At 65.1% G+C, this 26,462-nt stretch carries 28 protein-coding genes and 1 other RNA gene; 16 read left to right on the top strand and 13 right to left on the bottom strand.

From position 1 onward, the window contains the following. Window positions 1-6: 6 nt before the first annotated feature. The 3 genes from FPZ24_RS09510 to FPZ24_RS09500 form a co-directional block, all read right to left on the bottom strand. A complete protein-coding gene (locus tag FPZ24_RS09510) occupies window positions 7-498 on the bottom strand; it encodes a hypothetical protein (RefSeq protein ID WP_146571434.1) in 492 nt (163 codons plus the stop codon). A gap of 69 nt (window positions 499-567) precedes the next feature. Continuing rightward, a complete protein-coding gene (rpoH, locus tag FPZ24_RS09505; RefSeq protein WP_146571432.1) occupies window positions 568-1,470 on the bottom strand; it encodes an RNA polymerase sigma factor RpoH in 903 nt (300 codons plus the stop codon). A 68-nt stretch (window positions 1,471-1,538) separates the two neighbouring features. Beyond that, entirely contained in the window at window positions 1,539-2,489 is a 951-nt protein-coding gene (locus FPZ24_RS09500; RefSeq protein WP_146571430.1) for an RluA family pseudouridine synthase, read from the bottom strand. Window positions 2,490-2,507: 18 nt separating this feature from the next. On the opposite strand from FPZ24_RS09500, the gene FPZ24_RS09495 reads away from it, so the two are divergent. The 9 genes from FPZ24_RS09495 (at window position 2,508) to rnpB (ending at window position 9,962) form a co-directional block, all read left to right on the top strand. Beyond that, window positions 2,508-2,894 carry a M67 family metallopeptidase gene (locus tag FPZ24_RS09495; RefSeq protein ID WP_146571428.1) on the top strand — a complete coding sequence of 129 codons (387 nt, stop codon included), beginning with the start codon at window positions 2,508-2,510 and terminating at the stop codon, window positions 2,892-2,894. A gap of 140 nt (window positions 2,895-3,034) precedes the next feature. After that, a complete protein-coding gene (locus FPZ24_RS09490; protein ID WP_146571426.1) occupies window positions 3,035-3,691 on the top strand; it encodes a histidine phosphotransferase family protein in 657 nt (218 codons plus the stop codon). A 57-nt stretch (window positions 3,692-3,748) separates the two neighbouring features. After that, window positions 3,749-6,055: a chemotaxis protein CheA gene (locus FPZ24_RS09485; RefSeq protein WP_146571424.1), complete on the top strand. Its 2,307-nt coding sequence runs from the start codon at window positions 3,749-3,751 to the stop codon at window positions 6,053-6,055. Next, window positions 6,052-6,495 (top strand): chemotaxis protein CheW, encoded by a 444-nt coding sequence (locus FPZ24_RS09480; RefSeq protein WP_146571423.1) that lies wholly within the window; start codon window positions 6,052-6,054, stop codon window positions 6,493-6,495. The genes FPZ24_RS09485 and FPZ24_RS09480 overlap by 4 nt, the downstream gene beginning before the upstream one ends. 107 nt (window positions 6,496-6,602) lie before the next feature. Next, complete coding sequence (locus tag FPZ24_RS09475) at window positions 6,603-6,968, top strand: response regulator (RefSeq protein ID WP_146571421.1); 366 nt, start codon at window positions 6,603-6,605, stop codon at window positions 6,966-6,968. Between the two features lie 20 nt (window positions 6,969-6,988). Then, entirely contained in the window at window positions 6,989-8,053 is a 1,065-nt protein-coding gene (locus tag FPZ24_RS09470) for a chemotaxis protein CheB (protein WP_420853398.1), read from the top strand. Next, on the top strand, window positions 8,047-8,865 hold the full coding sequence (locus FPZ24_RS09465) for a CheR family methyltransferase (protein ID WP_146571418.1): 819 nt from the start codon (window positions 8,047-8,049) through the stop codon (window positions 8,863-8,865). The genes FPZ24_RS09470 and FPZ24_RS09465 overlap by 7 nt, the downstream gene beginning before the upstream one ends. A gap of 93 nt (window positions 8,866-8,958) precedes the next feature. Continuing rightward, a complete protein-coding gene (locus tag FPZ24_RS09460; protein WP_146574331.1) occupies window positions 8,959-9,591 on the top strand; it encodes an N-acetylmuramoyl-L-alanine amidase in 633 nt (210 codons plus the stop codon). An 11-nt stretch (window positions 9,592-9,602) separates the two neighbouring features. After that, window positions 9,603-9,962: RNase P RNA component class A (gene rnpB, locus FPZ24_RS09455), an RNA gene on the top strand. A 124-nt stretch (window positions 9,963-10,086) separates the two neighbouring features. Here the strand turns inward: rnpB and FPZ24_RS09450 are convergent. From FPZ24_RS09450 to FPZ24_RS09440, 3 genes are read right to left on the bottom strand one after another with little or no spacing between them, the layout of a single operon-like run. Continuing rightward, window positions 10,087-11,670: a DHA2 family efflux MFS transporter permease subunit gene (locus tag FPZ24_RS09450; protein WP_146571416.1), complete on the bottom strand. Its 1,584-nt coding sequence runs from the start codon at window positions 11,668-11,670 to the stop codon at window positions 10,087-10,089. Further along, complete coding sequence (locus FPZ24_RS09445) at window positions 11,663-12,757, bottom strand: HlyD family secretion protein (protein ID WP_146571415.1); 1,095 nt, start codon at window positions 12,755-12,757, stop codon at window positions 11,663-11,665. The genes FPZ24_RS09450 and FPZ24_RS09445 overlap by 8 nt, the downstream gene beginning before the upstream one ends. Then, a complete protein-coding gene (locus FPZ24_RS09440) occupies window positions 12,750-13,202 on the bottom strand; it encodes a MarR family winged helix-turn-helix transcriptional regulator (RefSeq protein WP_146571413.1) in 453 nt (150 codons plus the stop codon). The genes FPZ24_RS09445 and FPZ24_RS09440 overlap by 8 nt, the downstream gene beginning before the upstream one ends. Window positions 13,203-13,270: 68 nt before the next feature. Between FPZ24_RS09440 and FPZ24_RS09435 the strand changes: the two genes are divergently transcribed. Genes FPZ24_RS09435 through FPZ24_RS09420 form a run of 4 tightly spaced genes read left to right on the top strand, consistent with a single transcriptional unit; the run spans window position 13,271 to window position 17,027 of the window. Beyond that, window positions 13,271-13,714, top strand: coding sequence for a GFA family protein (locus FPZ24_RS09435; protein WP_146571411.1), 444 nt, complete (start codon window positions 13,271-13,273; stop codon window positions 13,712-13,714). Continuing rightward, window positions 13,695-14,456 carry an alpha/beta fold hydrolase gene (locus tag FPZ24_RS09430; RefSeq protein ID WP_146571409.1) on the top strand — a complete coding sequence of 254 codons (762 nt, stop codon included), beginning with the start codon at window positions 13,695-13,697 and terminating at the stop codon, window positions 14,454-14,456. Before FPZ24_RS09435 ends, FPZ24_RS09430 begins: the two co-directional genes overlap by 20 nt. Before the next feature lie 52 nt (window positions 14,457-14,508). After that, window positions 14,509-16,335, top strand: a complete 1,827-nt coding sequence (locus FPZ24_RS09425; RefSeq protein WP_146571407.1) for a M2 family metallopeptidase — start codon at window positions 14,509-14,511, stop codon at window positions 16,333-16,335. Continuing rightward, window positions 16,335-17,027 (top strand): SIMPL domain-containing protein, encoded by a 693-nt coding sequence (locus FPZ24_RS09420; protein ID WP_186728711.1) that lies wholly within the window; start codon window positions 16,335-16,337, stop codon window positions 17,025-17,027. Before FPZ24_RS09425 ends, FPZ24_RS09420 begins: the two co-directional genes overlap by 1 nt. A gap of 35 nt (window positions 17,028-17,062) precedes the next feature. Here FPZ24_RS09420 and FPZ24_RS09415 read toward each other — a convergent pair whose 3' ends face one another. From FPZ24_RS09415 to FPZ24_RS09400, 4 genes are all read right to left on the bottom strand, one after another. Beyond that, on the bottom strand, window positions 17,063-17,764 hold the full coding sequence (locus FPZ24_RS09415) for a hypothetical protein (RefSeq protein ID WP_146571403.1): 702 nt from the start codon (window positions 17,762-17,764) through the stop codon (window positions 17,063-17,065). Between the two features lie 75 nt (window positions 17,765-17,839). Continuing rightward, entirely contained in the window at window positions 17,840-19,276 is a 1,437-nt protein-coding gene (locus FPZ24_RS09410; RefSeq protein WP_146571400.1) for an AMP nucleosidase, read from the bottom strand. 45 nt (window positions 19,277-19,321) lie between these two features. Continuing rightward, complete coding sequence (locus tag FPZ24_RS09405) at window positions 19,322-19,768, bottom strand: hypothetical protein (RefSeq protein ID WP_146571398.1); 447 nt, start codon at window positions 19,766-19,768, stop codon at window positions 19,322-19,324. A gap of 100 nt (window positions 19,769-19,868) precedes the next feature. Then, window positions 19,869-20,351, bottom strand: a complete 483-nt coding sequence (locus FPZ24_RS09400) for a peroxiredoxin (protein ID WP_146571396.1) — start codon at window positions 20,349-20,351, stop codon at window positions 19,869-19,871. 95 nt (window positions 20,352-20,446) lie between these two features. Here FPZ24_RS09400 and FPZ24_RS09395 point away from each other — a divergent pair, with 95 nt between their 5' ends. From FPZ24_RS09395 to ahcY, 3 genes are all read left to right on the top strand, one after another. Next, a complete protein-coding gene (locus FPZ24_RS09395; RefSeq protein WP_146571394.1) occupies window positions 20,447-21,007 on the top strand; it encodes a YqgE/AlgH family protein in 561 nt (186 codons plus the stop codon). Beyond that, a complete protein-coding gene (locus FPZ24_RS09390; RefSeq protein WP_146571392.1) occupies window positions 21,004-21,687 on the top strand; it encodes a GNAT family N-acetyltransferase in 684 nt (227 codons plus the stop codon). Before FPZ24_RS09395 ends, FPZ24_RS09390 begins: the two co-directional genes overlap by 4 nt. Before the next feature lie 83 nt (window positions 21,688-21,770). Beyond that, entirely contained in the window at window positions 21,771-23,177 is a 1,407-nt protein-coding gene (ahcY, locus tag FPZ24_RS09385) for an adenosylhomocysteinase (RefSeq protein WP_146571390.1), read from the top strand. A gap of 79 nt (window positions 23,178-23,256) precedes the next feature. Here ahcY and FPZ24_RS09380 read toward each other — a convergent pair whose 3' ends face one another. The 3 genes from FPZ24_RS09380 to FPZ24_RS09370 are packed head-to-tail and all read right to left on the bottom strand — an operon-like array spanning window position 23,257 to window position 26,458. Then, the gene (locus FPZ24_RS09380) at window positions 23,257-23,982 is read right to left on the bottom strand and encodes a TadE/TadG family type IV pilus assembly protein (protein ID WP_146571388.1); all 726 of its coding nucleotides are present in this window, start codon (window positions 23,980-23,982) and stop codon (window positions 23,257-23,259) included. Continuing rightward, window positions 23,979-24,566, bottom strand: coding sequence for a TadE/TadG family type IV pilus assembly protein (locus FPZ24_RS09375; protein WP_240047401.1), 588 nt, complete (start codon window positions 24,564-24,566; stop codon window positions 23,979-23,981). The genes FPZ24_RS09380 and FPZ24_RS09375 overlap by 4 nt, the downstream gene beginning before the upstream one ends. After that, a complete protein-coding gene (locus FPZ24_RS09370) occupies window positions 24,563-26,458 on the bottom strand; it encodes a TadE/TadG family type IV pilus assembly protein (RefSeq protein WP_146571386.1) in 1,896 nt (631 codons plus the stop codon). The genes FPZ24_RS09375 and FPZ24_RS09370 overlap by 4 nt, the downstream gene beginning before the upstream one ends. Between the last annotated feature and the right edge of the window lie 4 nt (window positions 26,459-26,462).

The following is a 26,462-nucleotide window of genomic DNA, read 5'->3' as shown; positions in this document are numbered from 1 at the left end:
GCGCGGCTAGCGCGTGTCCGGGTCACGGATCGCGAGGAAGGCGAGCAACGCCGCGACCGCCAGCGCGCCCAGCGCGACCCAATAGCCGATCTGCCAATCGACCCGGATCACCGACGCGGCGACGTCGTCCATGTTCATCTCGCCGCCGCGTTTCGCCGCATCGGCCAGCCGCTGGGGCGTATATTGCTGAGCGCCCGCCCAGATCAGCGCGAGCGCGCCGAGCGAGGTCGCGACCACCACCGCCGCCATCCTCTTGCGCATCAGCGACAGGATCAGGCCGATCACGATCAGGCCGATCGCGACGACGAAGTAATAGTTGAGCTTGTCGGCATGCGCGGGCGCTTCGCTCGCCGCCTGCATCACGGGGCGTATGCGGCCCAGCACCAGTTCCCACCCGTTCGCTTCGGCGACCTTGGTGTTCGAACACGACACGGTCATCCACGGCAGCAGGAACGCCAGCAGCGCGATGGCTTTCGGTATCTTGACGTAACGCCACATGGTCGGTGCCCCCGTAATTGGATGGGGGAGGCTAGGCAGCGCGGCGGAACCTGTCCACCGCGCTGTTGCTCAGGCCGCGATCAGCCGCTTCTCGCCGGCGAGACGCATCATCACCTTCTGCAGCTTCTCGAACGCGCGCACCTCGATCTGGCGGACGCGTTCGCGGCTGACGCCATAGACCTGCGACAGTTCCTCGAGCGTCTTGGGGTCGTCGGTCAGGCGGCGCTCGGTCAGGATGTGGCGCTCGCGCTCGTTGAGGTCGTCCATCGCCTCCGTCAGCAGGCCGTGGCGGACGTCCGCCTCCTGCGTTTCGGCGACGACTTGGTCCTGCAGCGGGGCGTCGTCCTGCAGCCAATCCTGCCACTGACCTTCGCCATCCTCGCGCATCGAAACGTTGAGCGAGGTGTCGCCGCCCATCGCCATGCGGCGGTTCATCGATGTAACTTCGTCTTCGGTAACCCCTAGATCCTTGGCGATCTTGGCGAGATTTTCTTGGCTCAGATCGCCATCTTCGAACGCATCGAGCTTGGATTTCATGCGGCGCAGGTTGAAGAACAGCTTCTTCTGCGCGGCGGTCGTGCCCATCTTCACCAGGCTCCACGAGCGCAGGATGAATTCCTGGATCGACGCGCGGATCCACCACATGGCGTAGGTCGACAGTCGGAAGCCGCGATCGGCCTCGAACTTCTTCACGCCCTGCATCAGGCCGATATTGCCTTCGCTGATCAGCTCGCTGACCGGCAGGCCATAGCCGCGATAGCCCATCGCGATCTTCGCGACGAGGCGCAGGTGGCTAGTGACGAGCTGATGCGCGGCCTCGGTGTCGCCATGCTCTTCGAAGCGCTTGGCGAGCATATATTCCTGTTCGGGCGTCAGGACCGGGAAGCGCTTGATCTCGGCCAGATAGCGGTTGAGGCTCGCCTCGCCGCCGAGAGCAGGAATCGTCGCCGGGACGTTGCTGCGGTTTGCCATGATCTAATCTCCCTTTCCGTCAGCCGGAACGCCCCAGAAGAGGCGACGTTGCCGCGCTGCAACATGAATCAATGATTTAATGTATCGAACAGTTCCTGCATATCCGCAGGCATTTCGCTTTCGAACGACAAAGCGTTTCTTGTGATGGGATGGATGAACCCCAGAACCGCCGCGTGCAATGCCTGGCGGCGGAAATTCAGGGTTTCCAAAACCTTCCGATGAACCTGTTTTGTTCTACCATAAACCGGGTCGCCCAGCAAGGGGTGGCCGATCGACGCCATGTGCACGCGCACCTGATGCGTGCGGCCGGTCTCGAGCTTGCACTGAACCAGCGTGGCGTCCGAAAGTTGCGAGAGTTGCGACCAGTGCGTGACGGCGCGCTTGCCGGTCTGGACAATGGCGATCTTCTTGCGGTTCTGCGGGCTGCGCGCCAGCGGCGCATCGACGGTGCCGGCCTTGGTCGTCATCCGACCCAAGACGATCGCCTTGTAGCGGCGATCGATCGAGTGATCGGCGAATTGCTTTGCCAGCCCGACATGCGCGCGATCGGTCTTGGCGGCGACCATCAGGCCCGACGTATCCTTGTCGATACGGTGGACGATTCCCGGCCGTGCGACGCCGCCGATCCCCGACAGGCTGCCGCCGCAATGGTTGAGCAGCGCGTTGACCAACGTCCCGTCGAGATTGCCCGCGGCCGGATGGACGACGAGGCCCGCAGGCTTGTCGATGACGATCAGATGTTCGTCCTCGAACGCGACGACGAGTGGAATGTCCTGCGCTTCGTTATGCGCTGGCGTCGGGTCGGGCACCGCGACCGACAGCATTTCGCCCCCGACCGCCTTCTTGGCCGGATCGCGCAACAATGCGCCACTGCGATCGCTGACAGCGCCCGACGAGATCAATGCCTTCAGCCGCTCGCGCGACAAGGTCGGCACCGCGTCGGCCAACGCACGGTCGAGCCGCCAGCCGTTTGCGGCGGCGGAAACCTGCGCTTCGATGATGGAAACCCCCGAGACCATTCGTGTAGGGAAATGGGAATGTTGTTGGATATTTCAAGGGCTGCGTTGGATGCGATCCTGGCCGAGGCCGCGGCTAGCCCCGGCGTCGAGGTCTGCGGGCTGTTGTTGGGCGAGGGGTTGCGTGTCGATGAGGTGCGATCGTGTCGCAACGTCGCGGATGTTCCGGCCTCGCGCTTCGAAATCGATCCGCAGGCGCTGATCGCCGCCCACAAAGCCGCGCGCGAGGGCGGGCCGGCAGTGATCGGGCATTATCACTCGCATCCGAACGGCAAGACTGAACCGTCTGCGCGCGATGCCGCCGCGGCGCGGAGGGGGGAAGTTTGGATGATCGTGGCGCAGGGTGACGTAAAGGCGTGGTTGGCGGTTGATGACCAGGGTTTCGAGCGTCTTCAAATCCATCCGTGACCCCGGCCTTGAGCCGGGGTCCCGCTGCATCCCGACAGGGTTGAAGCGGGATGCCGGATCAAGTCCGGCATGACGAAAGGTTGCGGGTCGGGTAACGCTGCTCCAAGAAGCGCCTAACAAGAACCGAAAGAAACGCCCGCATGACCATCACACCGGTCGATTTCGCCAGTCTGCTCTGCTCGCGCCTGTGCCACGACTTGCTGTCGCCGGTGGGCGCGCTCAACAACGGGCTCGAATTGCTCGCCGACGAGCATGACCCGGAAATGCGGCAGCGCTGCCTCGACCTGCTCAACGAAAGCGCGCGGGCATCGGCGAACAAGTTGAAGTTCTTCCGCCTGGCGTTCGGCGCGGCGGGCGGGTTCGGCGACGCGGTCGATACCCGCGAGGCGCGGACCGCGATCGAGGGGCTGTTCGGCGAAGGCGGCAAGCTGACGATCGGCTGGATGATCGATGAGGGCGCTTTGCCCAAGCCGGCGGTCAAAGTGCTGCTCAACCTTGCGCTGATCGCGGGCGAAGCGCTGGTCCGCGGCGGGCAGCTCGACATCGGCGCCGAGCAGCAGGGGGACAAGGTCGAGATCGTCGTCCGCGCCGAAGGGCCGCGGCTCGTGCTCGACCAGGAATTGCGCTCGACCATGCTTGGCGATCTGGGCGAGGAAGGTGTGACCCCGCGTGGCGCGGCGGCCTATCTGGTCCATTCGTTGGTCGCGGCGGGCAACGGGACAGTCCAGATTTCCGAGCCGGACGCGCCTATCCTGCTGTTCGGCGTGACAATTCACGCAGGAAGCAACGCCGGGTAAACGTCTCCTTTACCGTTTCTCCGCCATGGTCAGCCCTAGCGCTACGCTCGGGGACCCATGGACGACCTGCTCCAGGAATTCATTGCCGAAACTCGCGAGACGCTCGAAGCGCTCTCGGGTGAGATCGTTGCGTGGGAGTCCGCGCCGGAGGATCGTGCGCGGCTCGATGCCATTTTCCGCTTCGTGCACACCGTCAAGGGAAGCTGCGGTTTCCTCGATCTGCCGCGCCTCGCACGATTGAGTCACGCCGCCGAGGACGTGCTCGCGGCGGTACGATCGGGCGAACGCAAGCCCGATGCGCCGCTCGTGACGGGCGTGCTCGCGATCGTCGATCGGATCGGGGAGATCGTCGAGGCGATCGATGCCGGCACCGCGCTCGACGATAGCGGCGAGGAATTGCTGATCGCGGCGCTCGACGGCAGTGCCGAAGTCGCGGCGCCGGTCGCGCAACAGGCACCGACCAACCAGCGCGTCGCAACCCGCAGCGTGCGCCTGTCGACCGAATTGCTCGACCGCATGATGAGCGGCATGTCCGACATGGTGCTGGCGCGCAACGAACTCGCGCGGCGGATGCGCGACCAGCAGGCCGACCCCGCGATCGAAGCGGCGCTCGACCGCTTGTCGCTGACCGTCGCCGAAATGCGCGACACCGTCACGCGGACGCGCATGCAGAAGGTCGACGCGCTGTTCTCCGCGCTGCCCCGCATGGTCCGCGATACCGCCGCCGAAGTCGGCAAATCGGTCCAACTCGTGATCGAGGGCGCCGACGTCGAACTCGATCGCGAAATGATCGAGATGATGCGCGACCCGCTGGTCCATATCATCCGCAATTCGATCGACCACGGCATCGAGACCGCCGACGAGCGCCGCGCCAAGGGCAAGCGCGAGGTCGGGCGACTGGTCGTCAGCGCGCGTCAGTCGGGCAACCAGATCATCATCGAGATCGCCGACGACGGGCGCGGGATCGACACCGATCGGCTGGTCCAGAAACTCACCGCGTCGGGGCAATCGCGCGGGCGCGACCTGTCGGCGCTCAACGAACGCGCCAAGCTCGACCTGATCTTCGAGCCGGGTCTGTCGACCAAGGACGAAGTCACCGCAATCTCCGGCCGCGGCGTCGGGATGGACGTGGTGCGCGCCAACATCGAACAGATCGGCGGGCGCATCGAACTGGTCAACGCGCTGGGCCGGGGCCTGCGCATCCTGATTCACGTGCCGCTGACGCTGTCGATCATTCCGGCGATCGTCATCGGCATTGCCGGCCAGCGCTTCGCCGTCACGCGTCAGGCGATCGAGGAGATCGTCCATGTCGGCGGCGACGCGATTCGCATCGATTTGCTCGGCGATACGGCGGCTGCGACGGTCCGCGATCGCCGTATGCCGCTGGTCGATCTCGGCGCGCTGCTGGGGCTGGCACCGGCCAAGCCTGCAGCGGCGGATATGCTGGCGATCATCAGCGCGAGCGGAGGCAGCTTTGCCGTCGCCGTCGATTCGGTGCTCGATCACGAAGAACTGGTCATCAAGCCCGCGTCGCCGGCGGTGATGGCGACCGGCATCTATGCCGGCCAGACCCTACCCGACAGCGGATCGCCGATGCTGCTGCTCGACTGCGCCGGGATCGCGGCGGAGGCCGGGATCAACTTCACGCGCGACGCAGTCGTTGAAGACGAGGAACCCGAAACAGCGGTCGCGCCGACCGTCGATGCGTTGCTGTTCGAGGATCTCGACGGCCGCCGCCGCGCAGTGCCGTTGGCGATCATCGATCGCGTCGAGACCGTGCCCGCCGATACCGCGCGGTTCAGCGGCGGACGGATGCGGTTGCTGGTCGACGGGCGGATCGTGCCGCTCGCCTCGCTCGGCGACATCGCCAAACGACCCGACCTCGCGGTGCTGCGCATCAAGGACGGCGACGCCGAGGTGGCTTATGCGATCGCCGAGCCGGTCGATATCGTCGCCGTGCCTGCCGACATCGTGCCGTCGGTCCAGGCTGGGCCGATTCTGGGCGTGGTTACGATCGACGACGAACAGATCGAGCTGATCGACCCGCAATGGCTCCTCGGCCCGGAAAGCGGCGATTCCATCCAGCCGGGTGCGCCATTGTGTCTCATCGATAGCGAGGGCGACGGCTGGATCGCGACGTTCCTGAAGCCCGTGCTCGAAGCCGCCGGCTATCGCGTCGCGACGAAGGCGGAAGCGGACGAGCAACCCATGGTCATCCTGACCACCGACGACAGCGGCCGTCGCGACGACCGTGTCGTGCGACTGAGCAACGATCGCCGCGATATCGGATCGACCGAGCGCGTCTATCGCTACGACCGAGCCGGCCTGCTGGCGGCGGTCGCCAAACGCGTGGAGGCGGCGTGAACGAGCAGCTTTTCCTGATTGCGCACATTGCCGGCCGCGGCGTGGCGATCGATTCGGCGCAGGTCGAATCGGTGGTAGATATCGGCCATGTCACGCCGACCCCGCGCGTTGCCCGGCACATTCGCGGTCTTGCCGCGCTCCGCAGCCGCGTGGTCACGGTGATCGACACGCATGCCGCGCTCGGCCTCCCGCCGATCGGCATCGCCGGATCGCGCGCGGTCATCACGGTGATCGACGGGCATCACTATGCGGTGCTGGTCGATTCGCTGGAGGACGTGGCCCCGTTCGAAGCGGCGCCGCTGCCGTCGGGCATTGCGCTCGACGCGGGCTGGCGTCGCGCCGGGTGCGGCGAGATCGAACGCGACGGCGAACCGATCCTGGCGATCGACCTGACCGCGCTGATCCACGGCCCGCAAAACGACGCCGTGACGGTCAATTGATTTCACCCGATCGCCCCCGGGGGGCGGATCGGGTGGGGCAATTAACTCGCTGATCATCACTTGCGGCTAAGTTCCTGAACAGGGCCAAGTAACGGGGTTTATCGGTCATGAAGACGTGTCTGGTTGTCGACGATTCGAAGGTGATCCGGAAGGTCGCCCGCCATATCCTCGAAACGCTCGATTTCGAGGTGAGCGAAGCCGCCGACGGCCGCGAGGCGCTCGACAGCTGCATGGCGGCGGTGCCCGACGTGATCCTGCTCGACTGGAACATGCCGGTGATGAGCGGCATGGATTTCCTTCGCGCGCTGCGCGACACCGCGCTCGCTAGCCGCCCAAAGGTGGTGTTCTGCACGACCGAGAACGGCATGGCCTATATCCGCGCCGCGATCGAAGCCGGCGCCGACGAATATGTCATGAAGCCGTTCGACCGCGAGACGCTCGAAAGTAAGCTCCAGATCGTCGGCATGGCCTGAGCCCAGCGCTCGAAGGCGGTATCGACACCGTGGCCAGCCCGGCTCCCGACAGCAATGAATTCGACGCGCCGCCGTCGGTCCTGATCGTCGACGATTCGGTCGTCGCGCGGGCCGTGATGGCGCGCGCGATCGACGGCGGTGGCGAATTCATCGTCGCCGGCGCGGTCGCCAACGCGGACGCCGCGCAGGATTTCCTGTCGCGCCACCGCGTCGATGTCATCATCCTCGATATCGAAATGCCCGGCATCGATGGGCTGACCGCGTTGCCCGATCTGATCGCGGCGGGGCAGGGTGCGCGCGTCCTGATCGTCTCGTCGGCCTGTGGCGACGGCGCGGCCACCACCGTGCAGGCCCTGGCGCTCGGCGCGGCCGATACGCTGGTCAAGCCGGAGGTGGGCGCGTTCGCCGGCCGGTTCGGCGAAGTGCTCAACCACAAGATTTCGCGACTGATCGACAATGACGAGATCGTCGTGCCGCGCACGCCGGCCGCCGCAGTCGCGCCGGGCGACGATTTCGATATCGTCGCGATCGGCGCGTCGACCGGTGGGATCCACGCGCTCAGCCTGTTGCTGCGCTCGCTACCGCTCGATTTCCGCCTGCCGATCCTGATCACGCAGCATCTGCCCGAATCGTTCATGCCCTATTTCGCGGCGCAAGTGGCGGTGCTCGCCAATCGGCCGTGCGAAGTCGCGGAAGACCATGCCCGCATTCGTCCCGGTCGCATCCTGATCGCACCGGGCCGCGCGCACATGCGCTGCGTATCGATGGGGGATGGCGCGGCGGTGCGGCTTTCGACCACGCCGGCGCCAAGCGGATGTTTGCCCTCCGTCGATCCGATGTTCGATTCGGTCGCGGCGACCTATGGCGATCGCGCGTTGGGCGTCGTGCTGAGCGGCATGGGCCGCGACGGCGCGTTGGGTGCGGCGAGCTTGGCCGCTGCCGGCGGCAGTATCGTCATCCAGGACCGCGCGTCTTCGGTGATCTGGGGCATGCCCGGTGCTGTAGCGGCGGGCGGTATCGCCGACGCGATCCTGCCTCCAGACGAGATCGGTCAACTTATTGCCCGCCGGCGCCGGCCATGCTGATCCCGCGTTCCGGCAACCCGACCGGCGAATTCGCCGCGCTGTTGGAGGCGCGAACCGGTCAGCAGATCGACGCGAATCGCCGCTGGCGGATCGAAACCGCGCTCAAGCCGTCGATGCGCGACACCGGCCACGAAAGCCTGGAGCAACTGGCGGCGGCGGTTCGGGCGGATCGCAACGGGTCGCTCGCGGATCGCGTGGTCGATGAACTGCTCAACCAGGAAAGCTCGTTCTTCCGCGACGCGGCGGTGTTCGATGCGGTCGCCGAGGCGATCGCTGCGGTGCCGACCACGCGGCGGGCGCGGATCTGGTCGGCGGGATGTTCGACGGGCCAGGAACCGCTCAGCCTCGCGATGATGTTCGCCGAGAAGATCGACGAAAACATGCCGGAGATCGTCGCGACCGACGTTTCCGACGCGGTGCTCAGCCGCGCAAAAGCGGGGCGTTATACGCAGTTCGAAATCCAGCGCGGGCTGCCGATCCGGCGCATGATGCAATGGTTCGACACGGTCGATGGCGAGTGGGTCGCGCATCCCGGCCTGACGCGCATGGTGTCGTTCCGTCGCATGAATCTGGTCGCAGATCCGCTGCCGATCGGTCGGTTCGACGTGATTCTGTGCCGGAACGTATTGCTCTATTTTTCGCTCGATCTGCGCCGCAAAGTATTGGCGCGGCTGGCGCAGGTGCTGCGGCCCGATGGCGTGCTGGTGCTCGGCGCCGGCGAAACGGTGATCGGTCAGACGGATGCCTTTCGTCCCAGCCCGCGGTTCCGCGGCCTCTACGAACCGGTTATCGCAACCGCCGCTGCCGCGTAGGTTTACTTTCCGCCGCGTTCGCCGCAATTCTCGAGTGTGAGCATCGTCGAGACACCGTCGCCCAATTTCAGCGAGCGGCAGCTGCCGGTCACGATGATCGTGCTGCACTATACCGGCATGCGGACCGCCGCCGACGCCATCGCGCGGCTGACCGATCCCAAGGCCGAAGTGTCGGCGCATTACCTGATCGACGAAGATGGCACGATCCACGCGTTGGTGGCAGAGGACAAGCGCGCCTGGCACGCCGGATCGTCGCACTGGCGCGGCATCACCGACATCAATTCGGCCTCGATCGGGATCGAGTTGGTCAATCCCGGTCACGAACACGGCTATCGCGATTTTCCCGACGCGCAGATCGACGCGCTGATCCCGCTGATGGAGGAGATCAAGCAGCGTCACGGCATCACGCGCGGCAATATCGTCGGCCATTCGGACGTCGCGCCGACCCGCAAGCAGGATCCCGGCGAGTTTTTCCCGTGGGGCAGACTCGCGCGGGTCCGCCTCGCGATGCCGCGACCGACCAAGAATCTGATCGATCCGCTATGGAGCGACGCCGGCTTCCTGCTGGCGCTCGAACGGTTCGGGTACGAGGTCACCGACGAGCTGGCCGCGGTCGTCGCGTTCCAGCGCCGCTTTCGCCCCGAACTGATCGACGGCGAGATCGATGGCGAGTGCCGCAGCCTGCTGCTCGCGCTGCTGCTTCCCAAACCGCAAGGCGACGAGTAAGGCCTTCCGCGCCAGAGGATCGGGCGGCCGCGGGTGCGCAAGCACGCGAGGAAAGTCCGGGCTCCGCGAAACGACGGTGGCGGGTAACGCCCGCCGGGGGTGACCCCAGGGAAAGTGCCACAGAGAGCAGGTCGCCGGGTTCGCCCGGTAAGAGTGAAAGGGTGCGGTAAGAGCGCACCGCGCGGCTGGTAACAGCGGCGGCAAGGCAAACCCCACCGGGAGCAAAACCGAATAGGGGCGGCATAGGGGCTTCGTTTCAGCTCGTCGCCCGGGTTGGTTGCTTGAGGCGGCGCGCGAGCGTCGTCCTAGAGGAATGGTCGCCCATCGCCGAAAGGCGTGGACAGAACCCGGCTTATAGATGCTCTGGCGCTTGTGCGCCGCGATTAGCGAAAGCTAATCGCGGTTGCGCGCCGCGCCGCACGAGCGGGGCCGGCCTCGCGCCAGCGAGGACCGACGGCATGCGATTTACTTTTACTCGCATGCCGCGCCCACCCGTCACTCGGCGTGCACGACCTCGATCTTCCCCTTGGGCCGCTGGATCAGCAGCAACAGCGGCAAAACGAACAACGTGATGCACGCCATCAAGTAGAAGTCGTCGATATAGGCGATCATCGCCGCCTGTTTGTTGATCATGCCGTCGACCATGCCCATGATCGCGTCAGACCCCATCCCGAACTGGTCGATCTGGCCGAGGTTGACGCCCGGCAACGTCTTCTCGGTGATATGCTGCGCCAAATCGGCGTGGCTCGTCTGGATGTTGCGCGCCAGGAACACCGTCACCATCGAAATGCCCGCTGATTGCCCGATCGACCGCATCAGGTTGAGCAGGCTGGACCCGTCGGTGCGATAACGCTGATCGAGCGTGGCGAAGGCCAGCGCGTTGAGCGGCATGAACACCAGCCCCATGCCGAGCCCCTGGATGAAGCCCGAACTGATGACGAACCAGCTGTCGATCTCCAGCGACCAGCCCGACATCATCTTGAGCGACCAGGCGAAAATGACCAGCCCGACCGCGATCATCCAGCGCGTGTCGATCCTGCTCATCAATCGCGCGCCCAGCGCCATCGTCACCAGCACGCCGACTCCGCGCGGGGCCATCATCATCCCCGTCTGGACCACCGAATAACCGAACAATTGCTGCAGCATCGACGGCAGCAGCGCCATGGGCGCCATCGTCGAAATGCCGATGATGATCATGAAGAACATGCCCATCACCAGATTGCGGTTCTTGAACAGGTGGCGGTCGAACAACGGCTTTTTCGCGGTCGTCAGGTGAATCAGAGCCACCCACAAAGCGGCGATGGCGATCAGCCCTTCGATGATGATTTCCCAGCTGCCGAACCAATCCTGTTCCTGGCCGCGATCGAGCATCAGCTGGAAGCTGGCGACCGCGATCCCGAGGAAGATGAACCCGGTGAAGTCGAAGTTGCGCGTCGCCTTAGGCCGCGACGGCAGCAGGAACCACAGGATCGCGAAGGTCAGCAGACCGACCGGCAGATTGACGTAGAAGCACCAGCGCCAGTTGAAATTGTCGGTCAGGTAGCCGCCGAGCACCGGGCCGAGGATAGGACCGACCATCACGCCCATGCCCCAGATCGACATCGCTTTCGCCTGATCCTCCGGCGCGCTGATGTCGATCATCGCGGTCTGCGAGAGCGGTCCGATAAAGGCGGCGAACACGCCCTGCAGGATGCGGAACGCGACCATTTCGCCGAGCGACAGGGCCGTGCCGCACAGCATCGACGCGATGATGAACCCGCCGACCGCGCCCAGGAACAGGTTGCGCGAGCCGAGGCGGTCGCTGAGCCAGCCGGTCGCGGGCAGCGCGATCGCGGTCGCGATGATGTAGCTGGTGAGGACCCAGGTGATCGTATCGGTCGTCGCGCCCAACGCCGTCGTCATGTGCGGCAGGGCGACATTGGCGATGGTCGTGTCGAGGATCTGCATGATCATCGCGCCCATCACGCCGACCATCAGCAGCCCGCGGTTCGACGTCTTGAGCAGCGGCGTACCCGGTACGGCAACGGCCGGGGCAGCGGGAGCGGCGCCACCCCGGGAAGGGGCGGCGGCGCTAGCCATTGGGCTTGGTATCGATGGACACGTCGCTCGACAGCCCGGCGATCAGCGCGCGATCGGTCTTGCAGGTGATCGCGATCCGCACGGGGACGCGTTGCGTCACCTTGACCCAGTTACCCGTCGCGTTCTGCGCCGGCAGGATCGACGAGGCCGATCCGGTCTCTGCGCCGATGCTCTGGACACGGCCGCACACCTTCACACCGGGATAGGCGTCGAACGTCAGTTCCGCCGGCTGGCCGACGCGCATGTTGGCGAGGTCGGTTTCCTTGAAGTTGGCGGTCACCCAGGGCGCCTGCGCGACCAGGCTGAGGGCAGGGACGCCCGAGGGGGTGATGTTGCCCACCTGAAGGCGATTGGTCTGGCTGATGATGCCGTCGCGCGGCGCGCGGACCACGGTGCGATTGAGGTTGAGGAGCGCCTTTTCACGTTCGGCCAGCGCCACCGCGACGGCCGCAGGCACGCCCGACCCGGCGACCCCGCTGCCTACTTGCACTTGCGCCTTGGCGACCGACGCTTGTGCGGTCGCGAGCCGTGCCCGGGCGGCGGCGACCTGCTGAGCGGCGGCGTCGAACGCAGCACGCGTCGTGAAACCCTGCTTCATCAGCGTCGCCTGACGATCGTAGGTCGCCTGGGCGAGCTTGATATCGGCATTGGCGCTGGCGACGTCGGCGTTGGCGCTGCCCGTATCGGTCGACATCGTCGCGACCTGCACGCGCGCCGTGGCGAGCGCGGCATCGGCCTGCGCCAGCGCGAGCTTATATGGCTCCTGGTCGATCACGAACAGGACGTCGCCGGCTTTGACGCGCTGGTTTTCCTTGACGTTGACCTGCACGATCCGACCCGACACGTCGGGGCTGATCGAGATCGTGTCCTGCTGAACATAGGCGTTGTCGGTCGATACGTAGCGGCCGCCGGTCAGGTAGAAATAGCCAGCGACCGCGGCGAGCAGCAGCGGCACGGCCGCCATCAGCCCGATGCGGCCCCAGCGGCGCTGCTTGGGGGCAGGGGCGGGCGCCTCGACGCTCTCGATGACGTTCGCCGCGGCGACGCGGTCGCCCTGGGGCGGGATTTTGGGATCTGCATCAGCCATTGGCGGCCTCGGTCGTACGGGAGGTGGGGAGCGCGATCAGGTTCGCGCGGATAAGGTCGAGCGCGCTGACCAGCGCGTCGCGAGATTGCTCGTCCATGCCCAGCAACATCTGGTCGAACAGGTCGTCGGCCAGCGCACGCAGATCGTCGAGGATCGGCTTCGACTTGTCGGTCAGGAACAACTGCCAGGCGCGACGATCGGCAGGATCGCGGCGGCGTTCGACAAGGGCGGACTCCTCGAGCCGGTCGATCATCCGACACAATGTAATCGGCTCGACTTCGAGCAGATCGGCCAACGCGCCCTGGTTGATGCCTTCGTTGCGGCTGAGAGTGGTGAGGGTGCGCCATTGCGCGCGCGTCGCGCCGACCTGACGCGCCCGCTCGTCGAAACGGCGGCGCATCAGGCGCGAAACATCGCTAATCAGGAATCCGAGAGAGTCGCTCATGACGGCGCATATAATAAGCCTACTTATATAATCTAGTCTTAATTCGAAACTTTTTTTGGGAGGCGGCGATGACCGAGACGATGACCGGCGGATGCCAATGCGGCCGCATCCGCTATGCGGTCGATGTCGATGATCAGGACGCCTATCTCTGCCATTGCCGGATGTGCCAACGCGCGACCGGTGGGTTTGCGGCGGCGCTGAAGCAGGTAGAACGCGCGGGCGTGCGGTGGGTGCACGAACCCGACCGCTATCGGTCGTCGCCGATCGCCGAGAGGGGGTTCTGCTCGGCCTGCGGCACGCCGCTGACCTACGAAGGCGACGGGTCGGACGGCATGGACCTGACCGTCGGCAGTTTCGACGACCCCTCGCGCTTCCATCCGGTCGACCATTCGGGCGTCGAAAGCCGTAACGACGCATGGATGGAGTTGCACGGTCTCCCCGAATATCGCACCGACGAAAATCCAACCATCACCGCAAAATGGATCGCCGCCTGTGGCAAGCTCCCCGATTGAACCGCAGTTTTTCGACAGCTTCGACGGCGAGCGGCTGGCGTGGCGGGAGATGGGCGAGGGGCGCGCGGTTGTCCTGATCCATGGCTATTTCTCCGACGCAGAAACGAACTGGATCCGCTACGGCCATGCAGCGGCGGTGGCCGCGCAGGGCTTTCGCGTGATCATGCCAGACTTGCGCGCGCACGGATCGAGCGCGAAGCCGCATGCCGCGTCGGCCTATCCGCCCGATGCGCTGGCCAAGGACGGCCACGCGCTGATCGCGCATCTCGGGCTTACCGACTACGATCTCGGCGGCTATTCGCTCGGCGCGCGGACGACGTGTCGGATGCTGGCGACCGGTGCGGCGCCGCGGCGGGTGATATTCTCCGGCATGGGGCTGGAAGGCCTGACCAATACCGACCGCCGCGCCGGGCATTTCCGCAATATCCTGACCAATTTGGGCCAGCATAAGCAGGGCAGTCCCGAATGGTTCGCCGAGGCGTTTCTGAAGACGACCAAGGGCGATCCGATCGCATTGCTCGGCATTATCGATACGTTCGTCAGCACGCCGCTCGCGGAAATCGAGCGGTTCGACGCGCCGAGCGTCTGCATCAACGGCGTAGACGACCACGATAACGGCAGCGCGGCGGCGCTCGCCGATGCGCTGCCCGACGCGCGCTATGTCGAGGTACCGGGCAACCACATGAGCGCGGTGATCAAGCCCGAACTCGGCCAGGCCATCGCCAGCTTCCTCGCCGCTTGACCGCCAACCGGCGGCGCATCAGTGTCGCGCCGGAATTTAGGGGAGTCGTGACATGATCCGTACCGCAGTGGCTTCGGGCCTTGCGCTGGCAACGGTCCTATCGGGCGCGATCGCGCTCGCCGGGACACCCGCCGAAAGCGCAGCCACCGCCGCCGATGCCGACAAGTTCGTCGCCGAAGCCGAAAAGACGCTGGCCGAGGCATCGGTGGATGGCAATCGCGTCGGCTGGATCAACGCCACCTACATCACCGACGACACCGACGCGCTGGCCGCACAAGTCGGGGCGCGGCTGACCTTGCTAGGTGTCAAATATGCCAGCGAAGCGGCTAAATATCAGAAGGTTGCGGGCCTGTCGCCCGACACCAAGCGCAAGCTCGACATCTTGCGCAACGGCGTATCGCTGCCCGCGCCGTCGCGCCCGGGTGCGGCCGATACGCTGTCGCAGATCGCGACCAAGCTCCAGTCCGATTACGGCAAGGGCAAGGGCATGCTCGACGGTAAGCCGATCAACGGCTCCGACATCGAAGCGGCGATGGGTTCGACCCGCGATCCGGCCAAGCTGCAGGAGATGTGGACGAGCTGGAACGACAATGTCGGTGCCTCGTCCAAGGCCGATTTCGCGCGAATGATCGACATTTCGAATGAAGGCGCGAAGGAACTCGGCTACCAGGACGTCGGTGCGATGTGGCGGTCGGGCTACGACATGACGCCCGAACAGTTCGCGGCGATGACCGACCGGCTGTGGAAGCAGGTCGAACCGCTCTACAAATCGCTCCACACTTACGTCCGCTGGAAGCTCAACGAGAAGTATGGCGATGCGGTCCAGCCCAAGACCGGGCCGATCCGCAGCGACTTGCTCGGCAATATGTGGGCGCAGGAATGGGGCAACATCTACGATATCGTCGCGCCGAAGGGCGTTGGCGATATCGGATACGATACGGCCGCGTTGCTGACCGCCAAGGGCTATGATCCGGTCAAGATGGTCAGGGCTGGGGAGGGCTTCTACTCGTCGCTGGGGTTTGCGCCGCTGCCCGATACGTTCTGGACGCGGTCGCAGATTACCAAGCCGGCCGATCGCGACGTCGTGTGCCACGCCTCGGCGTGGGACATCGACAACAAGACCGACTTGCGCATCAAGATGTGCACCAAGGTCAATGCCGACGATTTCGTGACGATCCACCACGAACTCGGGCATAATTATTACCAGCGCGCGTACATGAACCAGCCGTTCCTGTACGAAAACGGCGCCAATGACGGGTTCCATGAGGCGATCGGCGATTTCATCGCGCTGTCGATCACGCCCGACTATCTGGTGAAGATCGGCCTGCTCGACCAATCGCGCGTGCCAAGCGCCGACAAAGACACCGGCCTGCTGCTCCGCCAGGCGATGGACAAGGTCGCGTTCCTGCCGTTCGGGCTGATGGTCGATAAGTGGCGCTGGGGCGTGTACAGCGGCGCGATCAAGCCGGACAGTTATCAGAGCTCGTGGGACGCGCTCCGCCTGCAATATCAGGGGATCAAGCCGCCGGTCGCGCGCGATGGCACGCGGTTCGATGCCGGGGCGAAATACCACGTCGCCGCCAGCGTATCGTACGTCCGCTATTTCCTGGCGCGCGTGTTGCAGTTCCAATTCTACCAGGCGGCGTGCAAGCAGGCTGGGTGGACGGGGCCACTGCACCGCTGTTCCTTCTATGGAAACAAGCAGGTAGGCGCGAATCTTCAGAAGATGTTGGAGATGGGTCAATCGAAGCCGTGGCCCGACGCGCTCCAGGCGTTCACCGGCACGCGCGAGATTTCGGGCCAGGCGCTGGTCGACTATTTCGCGCCGCTGAAGAAATGGCTGGATCAACAGAATAAGGGGAAACCGAGCGGATGGTAATGGCACCTTTATGGCTGGCGCTCGCGCTGGCGGGGCCGGCGAACGCGCCGGTGACGGTAGAGGTCGTCGCGGTCGGGCACGTCGATACGCCCGCGACGAAGTTCGTGCTCGCGATCGAACTCACCGCGACGGGCGATAGCGACGACAAGGCGAAGGCGGCGGTCGCGAAGAAGAAGGCGGCGTTGCTGCAGCAACTGTCCGCGGCAGGCGTGACCTTGGTGCCCGAGGAACCGGGCGCGGTGAAGACCGCACCGGTCAAGCTCGAGTCGTTCGACACATCGAGCGACGGCAAGTCGGACGAAAAGCCGAGCGCCTCGGAAAGCTTTTCGGTCCAGGCGCCAACGCGTGCCGCGATCACGTCGGCGCAGGAGATCGTCGGCAAGACCGACGGCGCGAGCGCCGACCAGCCGCCGGCCAGCTCGATCAGCGATACGGCCGCCGCAAGCCGCGCCGCCAAACGCGACGCTATCGCCAAGGCCAAGCTCGACGCGCAGAATTACGCCGACTCGCTCGGTTATTCGACCGCGACGGTGGTCAGCGTCAGCGAGCGCGGCGATCTAGGGACGCTGTTCACCTTCGGCATGTCGATGGCGGCGCGTGGCCCCAAGAACATGTTCGAGCCATCGCGCGGCGACACCGTGCCCATCGACGTCGCGGTGACCGTGACGTTCCGCCTCGACGGCAAGAAATGATGTAGGGCGACGCCGGGACTGACCCCGGCGTCGTTTCAGTTACCGCCGCCGAACAGCCGCGCGAAGAAACCGCGTTTGCGGGGGGCGGGTTCGTGCTTTGCCGCCGCGGGCGTAGGGGCCGGGGCAGGAGCGGGGGCTGGCGCGGGCGTAGGAGCGGGAGCCGGCGTCGGTTCGGCCGCGACCGATATCGCCGGCGCGTCCGCCTTGGCTGCTACCTTGGGCGTAGCGGTAGCGGTCGGCTTGGCAGTGGCCTTCGGCTTGGCAGTGGCCTTCGGCTTCGCGGCGGCTTTCGGTTTGGCAGCGGCCTTGGGCTTCGCGGCCGCCTTCGGCTTCGCTACTGCCTTGGGCTTTGCCGCAGCCTTGGGAGCATCGGCCGTCTTCGCTGCCGCCGCAGGCTTCGCTTCGGCGGCAGTCTTCGGCTTTGCGGTGGCCTTCGGCTTGGCGGCCGTTTTCGGTTTTGCCGCAGGTTTCGGCGTAGCGGTCGTTTTCGGCGCCGTGGATTTGGCGGCAGCGGCGGGCTTCGCGACCGCCTTGGCCTTGGGAGCAGCCGTTGCCTTGGGCGCAGCCTTCGGCTTCGGCGTGGTCGCCGCGGCGGCGCCAGCGGCCTTCGCGACCGGCTTCGTCGCCGCCTTCGGCTTGGCCGGTGCCTTCGTCGCAGGCTTCGGCGTCGCGTCGGCTGCCGGCTTCGTCGCGGTCTTGGGCTTGGTCGTACCCGTCTTCTTCGGAGTGGTGGCCATCGCGGATTCCCTGTTTGCGTCCCGATTCTCAACGCATAACAGATCGTTCCGTTGCCGTGATCGCCCCTTACGCGCTCAGCGGAACGGCGGCTCGTTGAACGCGCGCAGCTTGCGGCTGTGGAGTTTGGCGCCCTCGAGCCGCAATTCCTCGCAGGTCTGGATGCCGATCTGCATGTGTTCGGCGATCGCGCGTTCGTAGAAGCGGTTGGCCTGACCGGGCAGCTTCAACTCCCCGTGCAGCGGCTTGTCCGAGACGCAGAGCAACGTCCCGTAGGGTACGCGGAAGCGATAGCCTTGGGCGGCGATCGTCGCCGACTCCATGTCGATGCCGACCGCGCGGCTGAGCGAGAAGCGCAGCGCCGATTGCGTGTAGCGCAGTTCCCAATTGCGATCGTCGGTGGTGACGATCGTCCCGGTGCGCAGGCGCCGCTTCAACTCCTCGCCCGACTGGCCGCTGATCTTTTCCGCCGCGCGGGCCATCGCGACCTGGACTTCGGCGATCGCCGGGACGGGAATTTCGGGCGGCAGGACATCGTCGAGCACGTGGTCGTCGCGGAGATAAGCGTGGGCGAGAACATAGTCGCCGATCCGCTGGCTCGGCCGCAAGCCGCCGCAATGCCCGATCATCAGCCATGCCTCGGGGCGCAATACCGCGAGGTGATCGCAGATCGTCTTCGCGTTCGACGGGCCTACGCCGATGTTCACCAGCGTTATGCCGGTGTGGTCGTCGGCCATCAGGTGATAGGCCGGCATCTGGTGCCGTCGCCACGCGCCGGTGTCCGCCATCGCCGCCTCGACGTCATCGCCCGCCCGCAGCAGTACGCCGCCAGCGCCGGACACCGCGGTGAAGCGCGACCCCTCGCCGAGCTGTCCGAACGCCCAGCGGACGAACTCGTCGACGTAGCGGTGATAGTTGGTGAACAGCACGTAGCGCTGCACATGCTCCGGCGGCGTGCCGGTGTAGTGCCGCAGCCGCGCCAGGCTGAAATCGGTGCGCAATCCGTCGAACAGCGCCAGCGGCCGCGCTTCGTTGGGCGTCGGCAGACCGTCGGCGATCTCGTCGCCGATATGCGCCAATTCGGTCGCCGGGAACCAGCGCGCAAGTTCGAGCGCCGACACTTCGTCCAGGCTCATCGCATGGCCGGGATCGAGCACGTACGGGAACGGGATTTCCTGGCGCCCCGGCACGGCCTCCACCGTGACGTCGTAATCCTCCATCAACAACGTGAGCTGATCGGTCAGATAGTCGGCGAAGATCGCCGGCTTGGTCACGCTGATGCGATAGTCGCCCGCCTCGCTCAGTCGCCCGAACGAGCGCAACGGGGCAGGGCGGTCGGCATCGCCGCGATAGGTCAGTCGGATCTCGGGATAGGCGAACGACCCGTCGCTCCGCGCGGCGGGATCGGGCGTGGTGCCATTGGAAAGGTAAGCGGTCAGGGCCTGTTGGAGGCGGTGGACCGAGGCGGTGTAGAGCCGATCGAGTTCGGCGACGATATCGGAAGCCTGCGTCATCTCCTGCGGCTAAAGCACAGGGATGACGCTGGCAAGTCGGGGGCGTTACGACTTCTTGGCAGGCACGGGCTTGCGCGCCGCAGGTTTGCGGGCGGCGGGCTTGCGCGCCGCGGGCTTGGCGGCCGCCGCCTTCGGCTTGGCCGCGGCCTTCGATTTCAGCTTGGTCGCGGCATAGGCGCCCCCGGCGATCGTCGCCGCCGCGCCGGCCGCGATGCCGGCTGCGACCTTGGGATTGTCCTTCGCCGCTTTCACGGCCTTGCTGGCGCCGTCGCTGATCGCGCCCTGCGCCTTGGTCAGCAGGACGCCGGCTTCCTTTTGCGCCTTGTCGAGCAGCTTGCCGCCCTCTTTTTGTGCGCGTTCTAGGAGAACGGTTGCCTCTTTCTGCGCGCGGGCTAGCAGCTTTTCGGCGTCGATCCAGTGCTTGCTGGCGGCGGGTTTCTTCGGTGCGGTCGCCGCCTTCACAGGGGCGGTCGGCTTTTTCGCATCGGGCATCTTACTATCTCCGACAGTGAAACGATTTACGGCCACGAGAACGCGAGGATTACACCAAGCGTTCCCGTAGCCGAGTCTTTTGTTTCGGATGCGCGACGAATCAGAGTTGGTCGAGCAGGTGTTCGGCGGAACTCACCTTGAACTCGCCGGGCCCTTCGACATTGAGTTCGGTCACGACGCCGTCATCGACGATCATCGAGTAACGCTGGCTGCGCTCGCCCATGCCGAACTTGCTGCCGTCCATCGTCAGCCCGACCGCCTTGGCGAAATCGCCGTTACCGTCGGCCAGCATCGTGACCTTGCCGGCCGCGTCGTTCGCCTTGCTCCAGGCGCCCATGACGAACGCGTCGTTGACCGACGTGAACGCGATTTCGTCGACGCCCTTCGCCTTCAACTCGTCGGCCTTGTCGAGGAAGCCGGGCAGGTGGCGCGCCGAGCAGGTCGGCGTGAACGCACCGGGAACCGCTACGAGCGCGACCTTGCGGCCGGCGAAGAACTCGTCGGAGCTGACCGCTTCGGGACCGGCCTCGGTCGCCTTGACGATGGTGGTCGAGGGCAATTTGTCGCCGACGGAAACGGTCATGTCGTGTTCTCCTTTGGTGTCGCAGCGCACTTGGCATTCCTGTCGGTAATTTCAAGCGGTGACGAACGGGTGACGGTGGGCCTAATGTGTTCGCCATGGAGTCGGCGCGTTTTCTGGTCGGACAGTTTTTGCTCGCGATGCCCGGGATCGGCGATCCGCGTTTCGAGCAAGCGGTGATCGCGATGTGCGGGCATGACGAAGAGGGCGCGATCGGTATCGGCATTGGTGCCGAGATCGACGGGCTGGGGCTGCACGACGTACTCGACCAGTTCGAGATCGAGCATGGCGCCGCACCCGACGCGCCGGTGCATTTCGGCGGCCCGGTCGATCCGCGGCGCGGGTTCGTGATCCATTCGACCGATTGGGGCGGGCAGGATACGATCGAGGTGGCGGGGCGCTGGTCGCTGTCGGGGACGGTCGACGTGCTGCGCGCGATCGCCGACGGGACGGGGCCGGAACGGTGGATCGTCGCATTGGGCTATGCCGGATGGGGCGCGGGGCAGCTGGACGGCGAGATGCTGCGCCACGGCTGGTTCAACGTCACGGCGGACGAAGGGCTGATCTACGACACCGCCGCCGACGATCGCTGGGGGGCGGGGTTCGCCAGCGCCGGGATCGACCCGCGCCTGCTCGCGCCGGAAACCGGGACGGCGTGAGCCATCCGCTCGATAGGCCGGTCTGGGGCGCGCTGAATAGCGGCTGGGCGCATGTGGCCGAGGGTGATGAGCGCGCCCTACGCGTGGATCGCGATCATGGCGTGTTCGGTGCCGCTGTGGATGGGTCCGAAGCGAGTCTGGAGACGCTCGCGTCCTTGGTCCCCGATAACGGCGAGCTGTGGCTGATCGAGCCCGAATCCTGGCCTGCGCCGCCCGGCACGCGCGTCGTTCGGACCGCGGAACTGGTGCAAATGACCTGCGATACGCCCTCGTCTGCCGCTGACTCGCCCTTCGAGATCGTCGATCTGACCGACGCCGATGCCCCCGAAATGCTCGCCTTGGCGACGCTCACGCGCCCCGGCCCCTATGTGCGGCACACCAATCGGCTGGGGCGCTTCGTCGGGGTGCGTGTGAATGGTACGCTGGTGGCGATGGCGGGCGAGCGGATGAAGCTGCCGGGGTGGAGCGAGATCAGCGCCGTCTGTACGCACCCCGACCATCGCGGACGGGGCTATGCGGCCGGCCTGATGCGCATCGTCGCGGCGCGCATGATCGCGCGTCAGGAAACGCCCTGGCTGACGTCCTACACCAGCAACGCCGGCGCGATTGCGCTGTACGATACGCTCGGCTTCCGGCGTCGGGCCGAGATGACCGTCACGGTGCTGGCGAAGGACATATAAAGAAATCTTTATATCCGTGTTGCAATCGCCGCGACGAGCCTGTAGGGCGCGCGACATCAATCAATTTGCCGGAGATTTTTGACGTGGCCACCGTGCTCGACCGTACGACCGATTATGTCGTCAAGGACATCAGCCTTTCCGATTTCGGCCGCGCCGAGATCAACATCGCCGAGACCGAGATGCCCGGCCTGATGGCGCTGCGCGACGAATTCGGCGCGTCGCAGCCGCTCAAGGGCGCGCGCATTACCGGTTCGCTGCACATGACGATCCAGACCGCGGTGCTGATCGAGACGCTGACCGCGCTCGGCGCGAAGGTGCGCTGGGCGACCTGCAACATCTATTCGACCCAGGACCATGCCGCCGCCGCGATCGCCGCGTCGGGCGTGCCGGTGTTCGCAATCAAGGGCGAGAGCCTGGCCGAATATTGGGACTATGTCGGCTCGATCTTCGATTGGGGTGACGAGACCTGCAACATGATCCTCGACGACGGCGGCGACGCGACCGCGTTCGCGCTGTGGGGCGCCAAGCTCGAGGCCGGCCATTCGTTCGCCGAGCCCGAGAACGAGGAAGAGGTCGAGATGCAGCGCGCGGTGAAGGAATTCATCGCTCGCAAGCCGGGCTACCTCACCGAGACCGTCAAGAACATCAAGGGCGTGTCGGAAGAGACCACCACCGGCGTCCACCGCCTGTATGCGATCGCCAAGAAGGGCGAGCTGCCGTTCCCGGCGATCAACGTCAACGACAGCGTGACCAAGTCGAAGTTCGACAACCTCTACGGCTGCAAGGAATCGCTCGTCGACGCAATCCGTCGCGGCACCGACGTGATGCTCGCCGGCAAGGTCGCTTGCGTCGCCGGCTTCGGTGATGTCGGCAAGGGTTCGGCGCAGTCGCTCCGCAATGGCGGTGCGCGCGTGATGGTGACCGAAGTCGATCCGATCTGCGCTCTGCAGGCCGCGATGGAAGGCTTCGAGGTCGTCACGATGGAAGAAGCGGTGACCCGCGCCGACATCTTCTGCACCGCGACCGGCAACGCCGACGTCATCACCGCCGAGCACATGAAGGCGATGAAGAATATGGCGATCGTCTGCAACATCGGTCACTTCGACAGCGAGATTCAGATCGCCGCGCTGTCGAACTACAAGTGGACCGAAGTGAAGCCGCAGGTCGACCTGGTCGAGTTCCCGGATGGCAAGCAGATCATCATCCTGTCGCGCGGCCGCCTGGTGAACCTGGGCAACGCGACCGGCCACCCGTCGTTCGTGATGTCGGCGTCGTTCACCAACCAGACGCTGGCGCAGATCGAACTGTGGACCAAGTCGGACGAGTATAAGAACGACGTCTACGTCCTGCCGAAGCACCTCGACGAGAAGGTCGCGGAGCTGCACCTCGAAAAGCTGGGCGTGAAGCTGACCAAGCTGTCGCAGAAGCAGGCGGACTATATCGGCGTACCGGTCGAAGGGCCGTTCAAGCCCGATCACTACCGCTACTGATCAGCGCAACACGCTAAAACGAAAAAGCCGCGTCCGGTCGCCCGGGCGCGGCTTTTTCGTGGCAGAAACGATCGCCCCGTCAGGACGGATAGAGGTTGCAGGTGGAACGCGGCGTCACCGGCGACGTCGTTGGATTGTAGATCTGCGTGAAGTCGCGGTTATCGCGGACGACGAACGACGCGATGTAATGGATCCGCGCCGCGCCGAAGAGCCATTGCCCGACGATCGGTTTGTAGTCGTAATTGACCTCGACGAACATCACGCCGCTCTTGGCCGGCGCGTTCACTTTCTGGCCGGGATCACCCATACCGGTCGGCGCGAGCGTTCCGGCATTGGCCGGCGTCGTATCGGTCCCGGCGGTGATCGTCGTCGTGCCGTAGCTCGAATCGTAGTTCGTGCCCGACTTCTTGCCGATGCAGCGCTGCCAGTGGATGCGTTGCGTCCCCTTGTCGTCGGTCTCTAGGCTCGACACGGTGATGCGACCATTGGTGGTCAAACCGATGCCGGTGCCCTGCATGCGCGCGGCCTGGAGCACGTCGTTCATGTCGACTTCGCGCAGCTGTTCGATCTGCGTCGAATCGATCACGCCGACGCGCGACGAGTTGTCGGCCAGCATCAGCGCAATCTGGCTGACCTTCAGATTGATCAACGCCAGGTTTGCGGATTCCAGGCCGTACAGGCCGATCATCAGCACCAACGGCATCGAAAAGGCGAATTCGAGCAAGGCCACGCCGCTATTGTTGCGCGCTAGCCGGCCCGGCGTCGCCCGCAGGCGACGTGGTGCGGGATTTGATGAAAGCGTCATGTGCAAATCTGCTTTGGCGTCACCACGGTCTGCGACGCATAGGGTTGGTTCTTGAGCAGCGTGCTCGCGCTGATCGTCTGGGTCGACGGCCAACCGAAGAGGCCCGCGACCGGGAATAACCGCGGATAGGTCACGGTCATGGTGTATAGCGTGACGTCGTTCGCGCCGCCCTGACCGTCGTCGCCGGGATCCTGATCCCATTGGCCGTTGCCGTTGATGTCGGTGTAGCACTCGCCCGGATTGCGAACGCCGTTGCTGTTGTTGTCGATGAACGGCTCGGGCTTGATCACACTGAACGAATCGTAATTCTTGCGCGTGACGACGAAGGTCGCGTTGGCCGCGATCTTCTTCACCATCGTCTTCACTTTGTTGTCGATATCGGTCGTGTTGTTCGCCGCGCCCTGGATCGTCGCATCGCGCCCGGCCTTTTGCAGCGCGCCGTTCAGGATCGACTGCGCGTAGATCTGATAGGCCAGATCGGACAGGCCCATCAGCAGCAGCATCATGACGGGCGCCACGATGCCGAACTCGATGGCGGTAACGCCGCGCGAATTGCGCGACAGCGAGCGAAGGGCGCGCCTCACTGCGAAATCCTCAACTGGGCGATTTGCTTTGCGATGTTCTGAAATGCGGCGTCGAGCGCGGCGCTGTCGTTCGCCTGGAACGCCTGGCCCGGCGTCGCGCAGGTCTTGAGCTGCGTGGTCAGCGTCTGGCCGAAGGCGACGACGAACACGGTAATACCGCGATTCTTCGCTGCAGTGCATTCTGCCAGGAAGCGGGCATTGTGATATGCTTCGTCATTGTCCTGGCCGCTGATCCGCTTGTCGTAATATTCGATGCCGTAAAGCTGATAGGCGGTCCAACTGCTGTTCATGTCGCCGTCGGTCATGAACACGATGTAGCGGTTGGGATCGTTGCGGTTGGGCCACGCGGCGGTATCGGCCTTGAACGGGCCGTTGGGCGACAGCATGCGCGTGCCCCAGATCATGCCCGCGTCGTGATACGTGAACCCGCCTGGGCGAAGGTCGCCGCTCGACGACACATAGGCCTCGACGTCCGAGCGATCCATTTCAGATAGTCGCTTGGCCGCCTTCGGACATTCGACCGAATCGCTGTTGTAATAGGCGGCAACCCAATAGCCGGCGTTGGTCGACATCGTGGTGGCCGAATAGTCGCTGCTCGCGCTCGTCGACGACGATCCGCCGCTGGTCCAGCTCGTGGTGTTGCCCCGCCAATAGCTGAGTTCGGGCATGGCCGGTTTCCACCGGGTGTCGTCCGATGTCGGCATCAAGTCGGGGTCGAGATCGGCCGGAAGGTTATCCTGGTCGAACGTCATCGCGCCGGACGACAACGGCCCGCGCTCCTCGATGCAGCCCTGCCACTTGACGGTATTGTTGAAGCGCGTCGGGTCGGAGACCGTGTTGAATCCCTTGATCTGCGACGTATCGAGCGACTTCTTGAGATACTTCCACGTTACCTTCACGTTCTCGGTCAGGACCGTGCAGGTGCCGCTATTGGAACTCGTCCAGCTCGTGGTCTTGCGGACGGCGGTGGCCGTCGCGCTGGTACCCGACCCGGACACATTGTAGCCGGTCGCCGGCGTGCGGACGACGCCGGTCGCGCACGATCCGCTGGCTACGTTGGTCGTGCTCTTCGAACTGGACGCATAGACGGAGTCGTTCGCCTCCGGCATCGGCTCGCGCGTATTGTAGGTCCAGGAATCGACTAGGTAGGACGGATCGACCGAATTGATCGCTTCGCCGACGTTCACCGACACGCTGTACGGAACGAAGCCGTAGCGGATGTGCGTCGTTGTGTCCGACGACGCCTTGACGGTGTCGTAGAAGTTCAACACGGCGCTGCGCACCGCGCTGATCTTCGAGCCCGACGAGGCTTCCGCCGTCGCATAGCCGGTCGTGCCGTTTTCGCGCGTATAGGCGTATTTGCCGCCGCCGCCCGTGCCGTCCGGCTTGGATCCCATCGACCCGGTCGTGTCGAGCACGAACATGATGTCGGTGTCCGGCACGTCGTAACGCGCCTGGCAGGCGACCGAGAGCGTGATGTCGGGCATGCCGAACATCTTCATGATCGTCATCGGAACGGGAACGCTGGCGGTGCCGCTGACCTGGTTGTCGCTCGTCTTCACCGGGGTGAAGGTGGCGGTGCCGGTGCGCATCCAGCCATCGTTGAAATTGTTCTTGAAGAATTGCTTCGCCGAACCCGTATCACTGGTGTCGAGCGCCGCACCGCTCGTGATGATCGACTTGCGCCCCGCCAGCACACCCGCGTCGCACGCCTGTTGCAGCCGGACCTTCACGACGTAGAGCCGCGCGGTGTCGAGGCCGGAGCCGATGATCGCGCAGATCGGAATCAGCGCGATCGCCATCATGGCAAGCGTGTTGCCGCCGACGTCGGAACGCAGCCGCCCCAACGTGGTCGGCGCCGTCCGCCGCTTGCGATCGAATGACCCGATCATGGTG

Origin of the sequence: Sphingomonas panacisoli (genome assembly GCF_007859635.1) — a bacterium.
Taxonomy (GTDB): domain Bacteria; phylum Pseudomonadota; class Alphaproteobacteria; order Sphingomonadales; family Sphingomonadaceae; genus Sphingomonas; species Sphingomonas panacisoli.
Note: the sequence above shows the minus strand (reverse complement) of the source record. Positions and strands in the feature narration are given on the sequence as shown.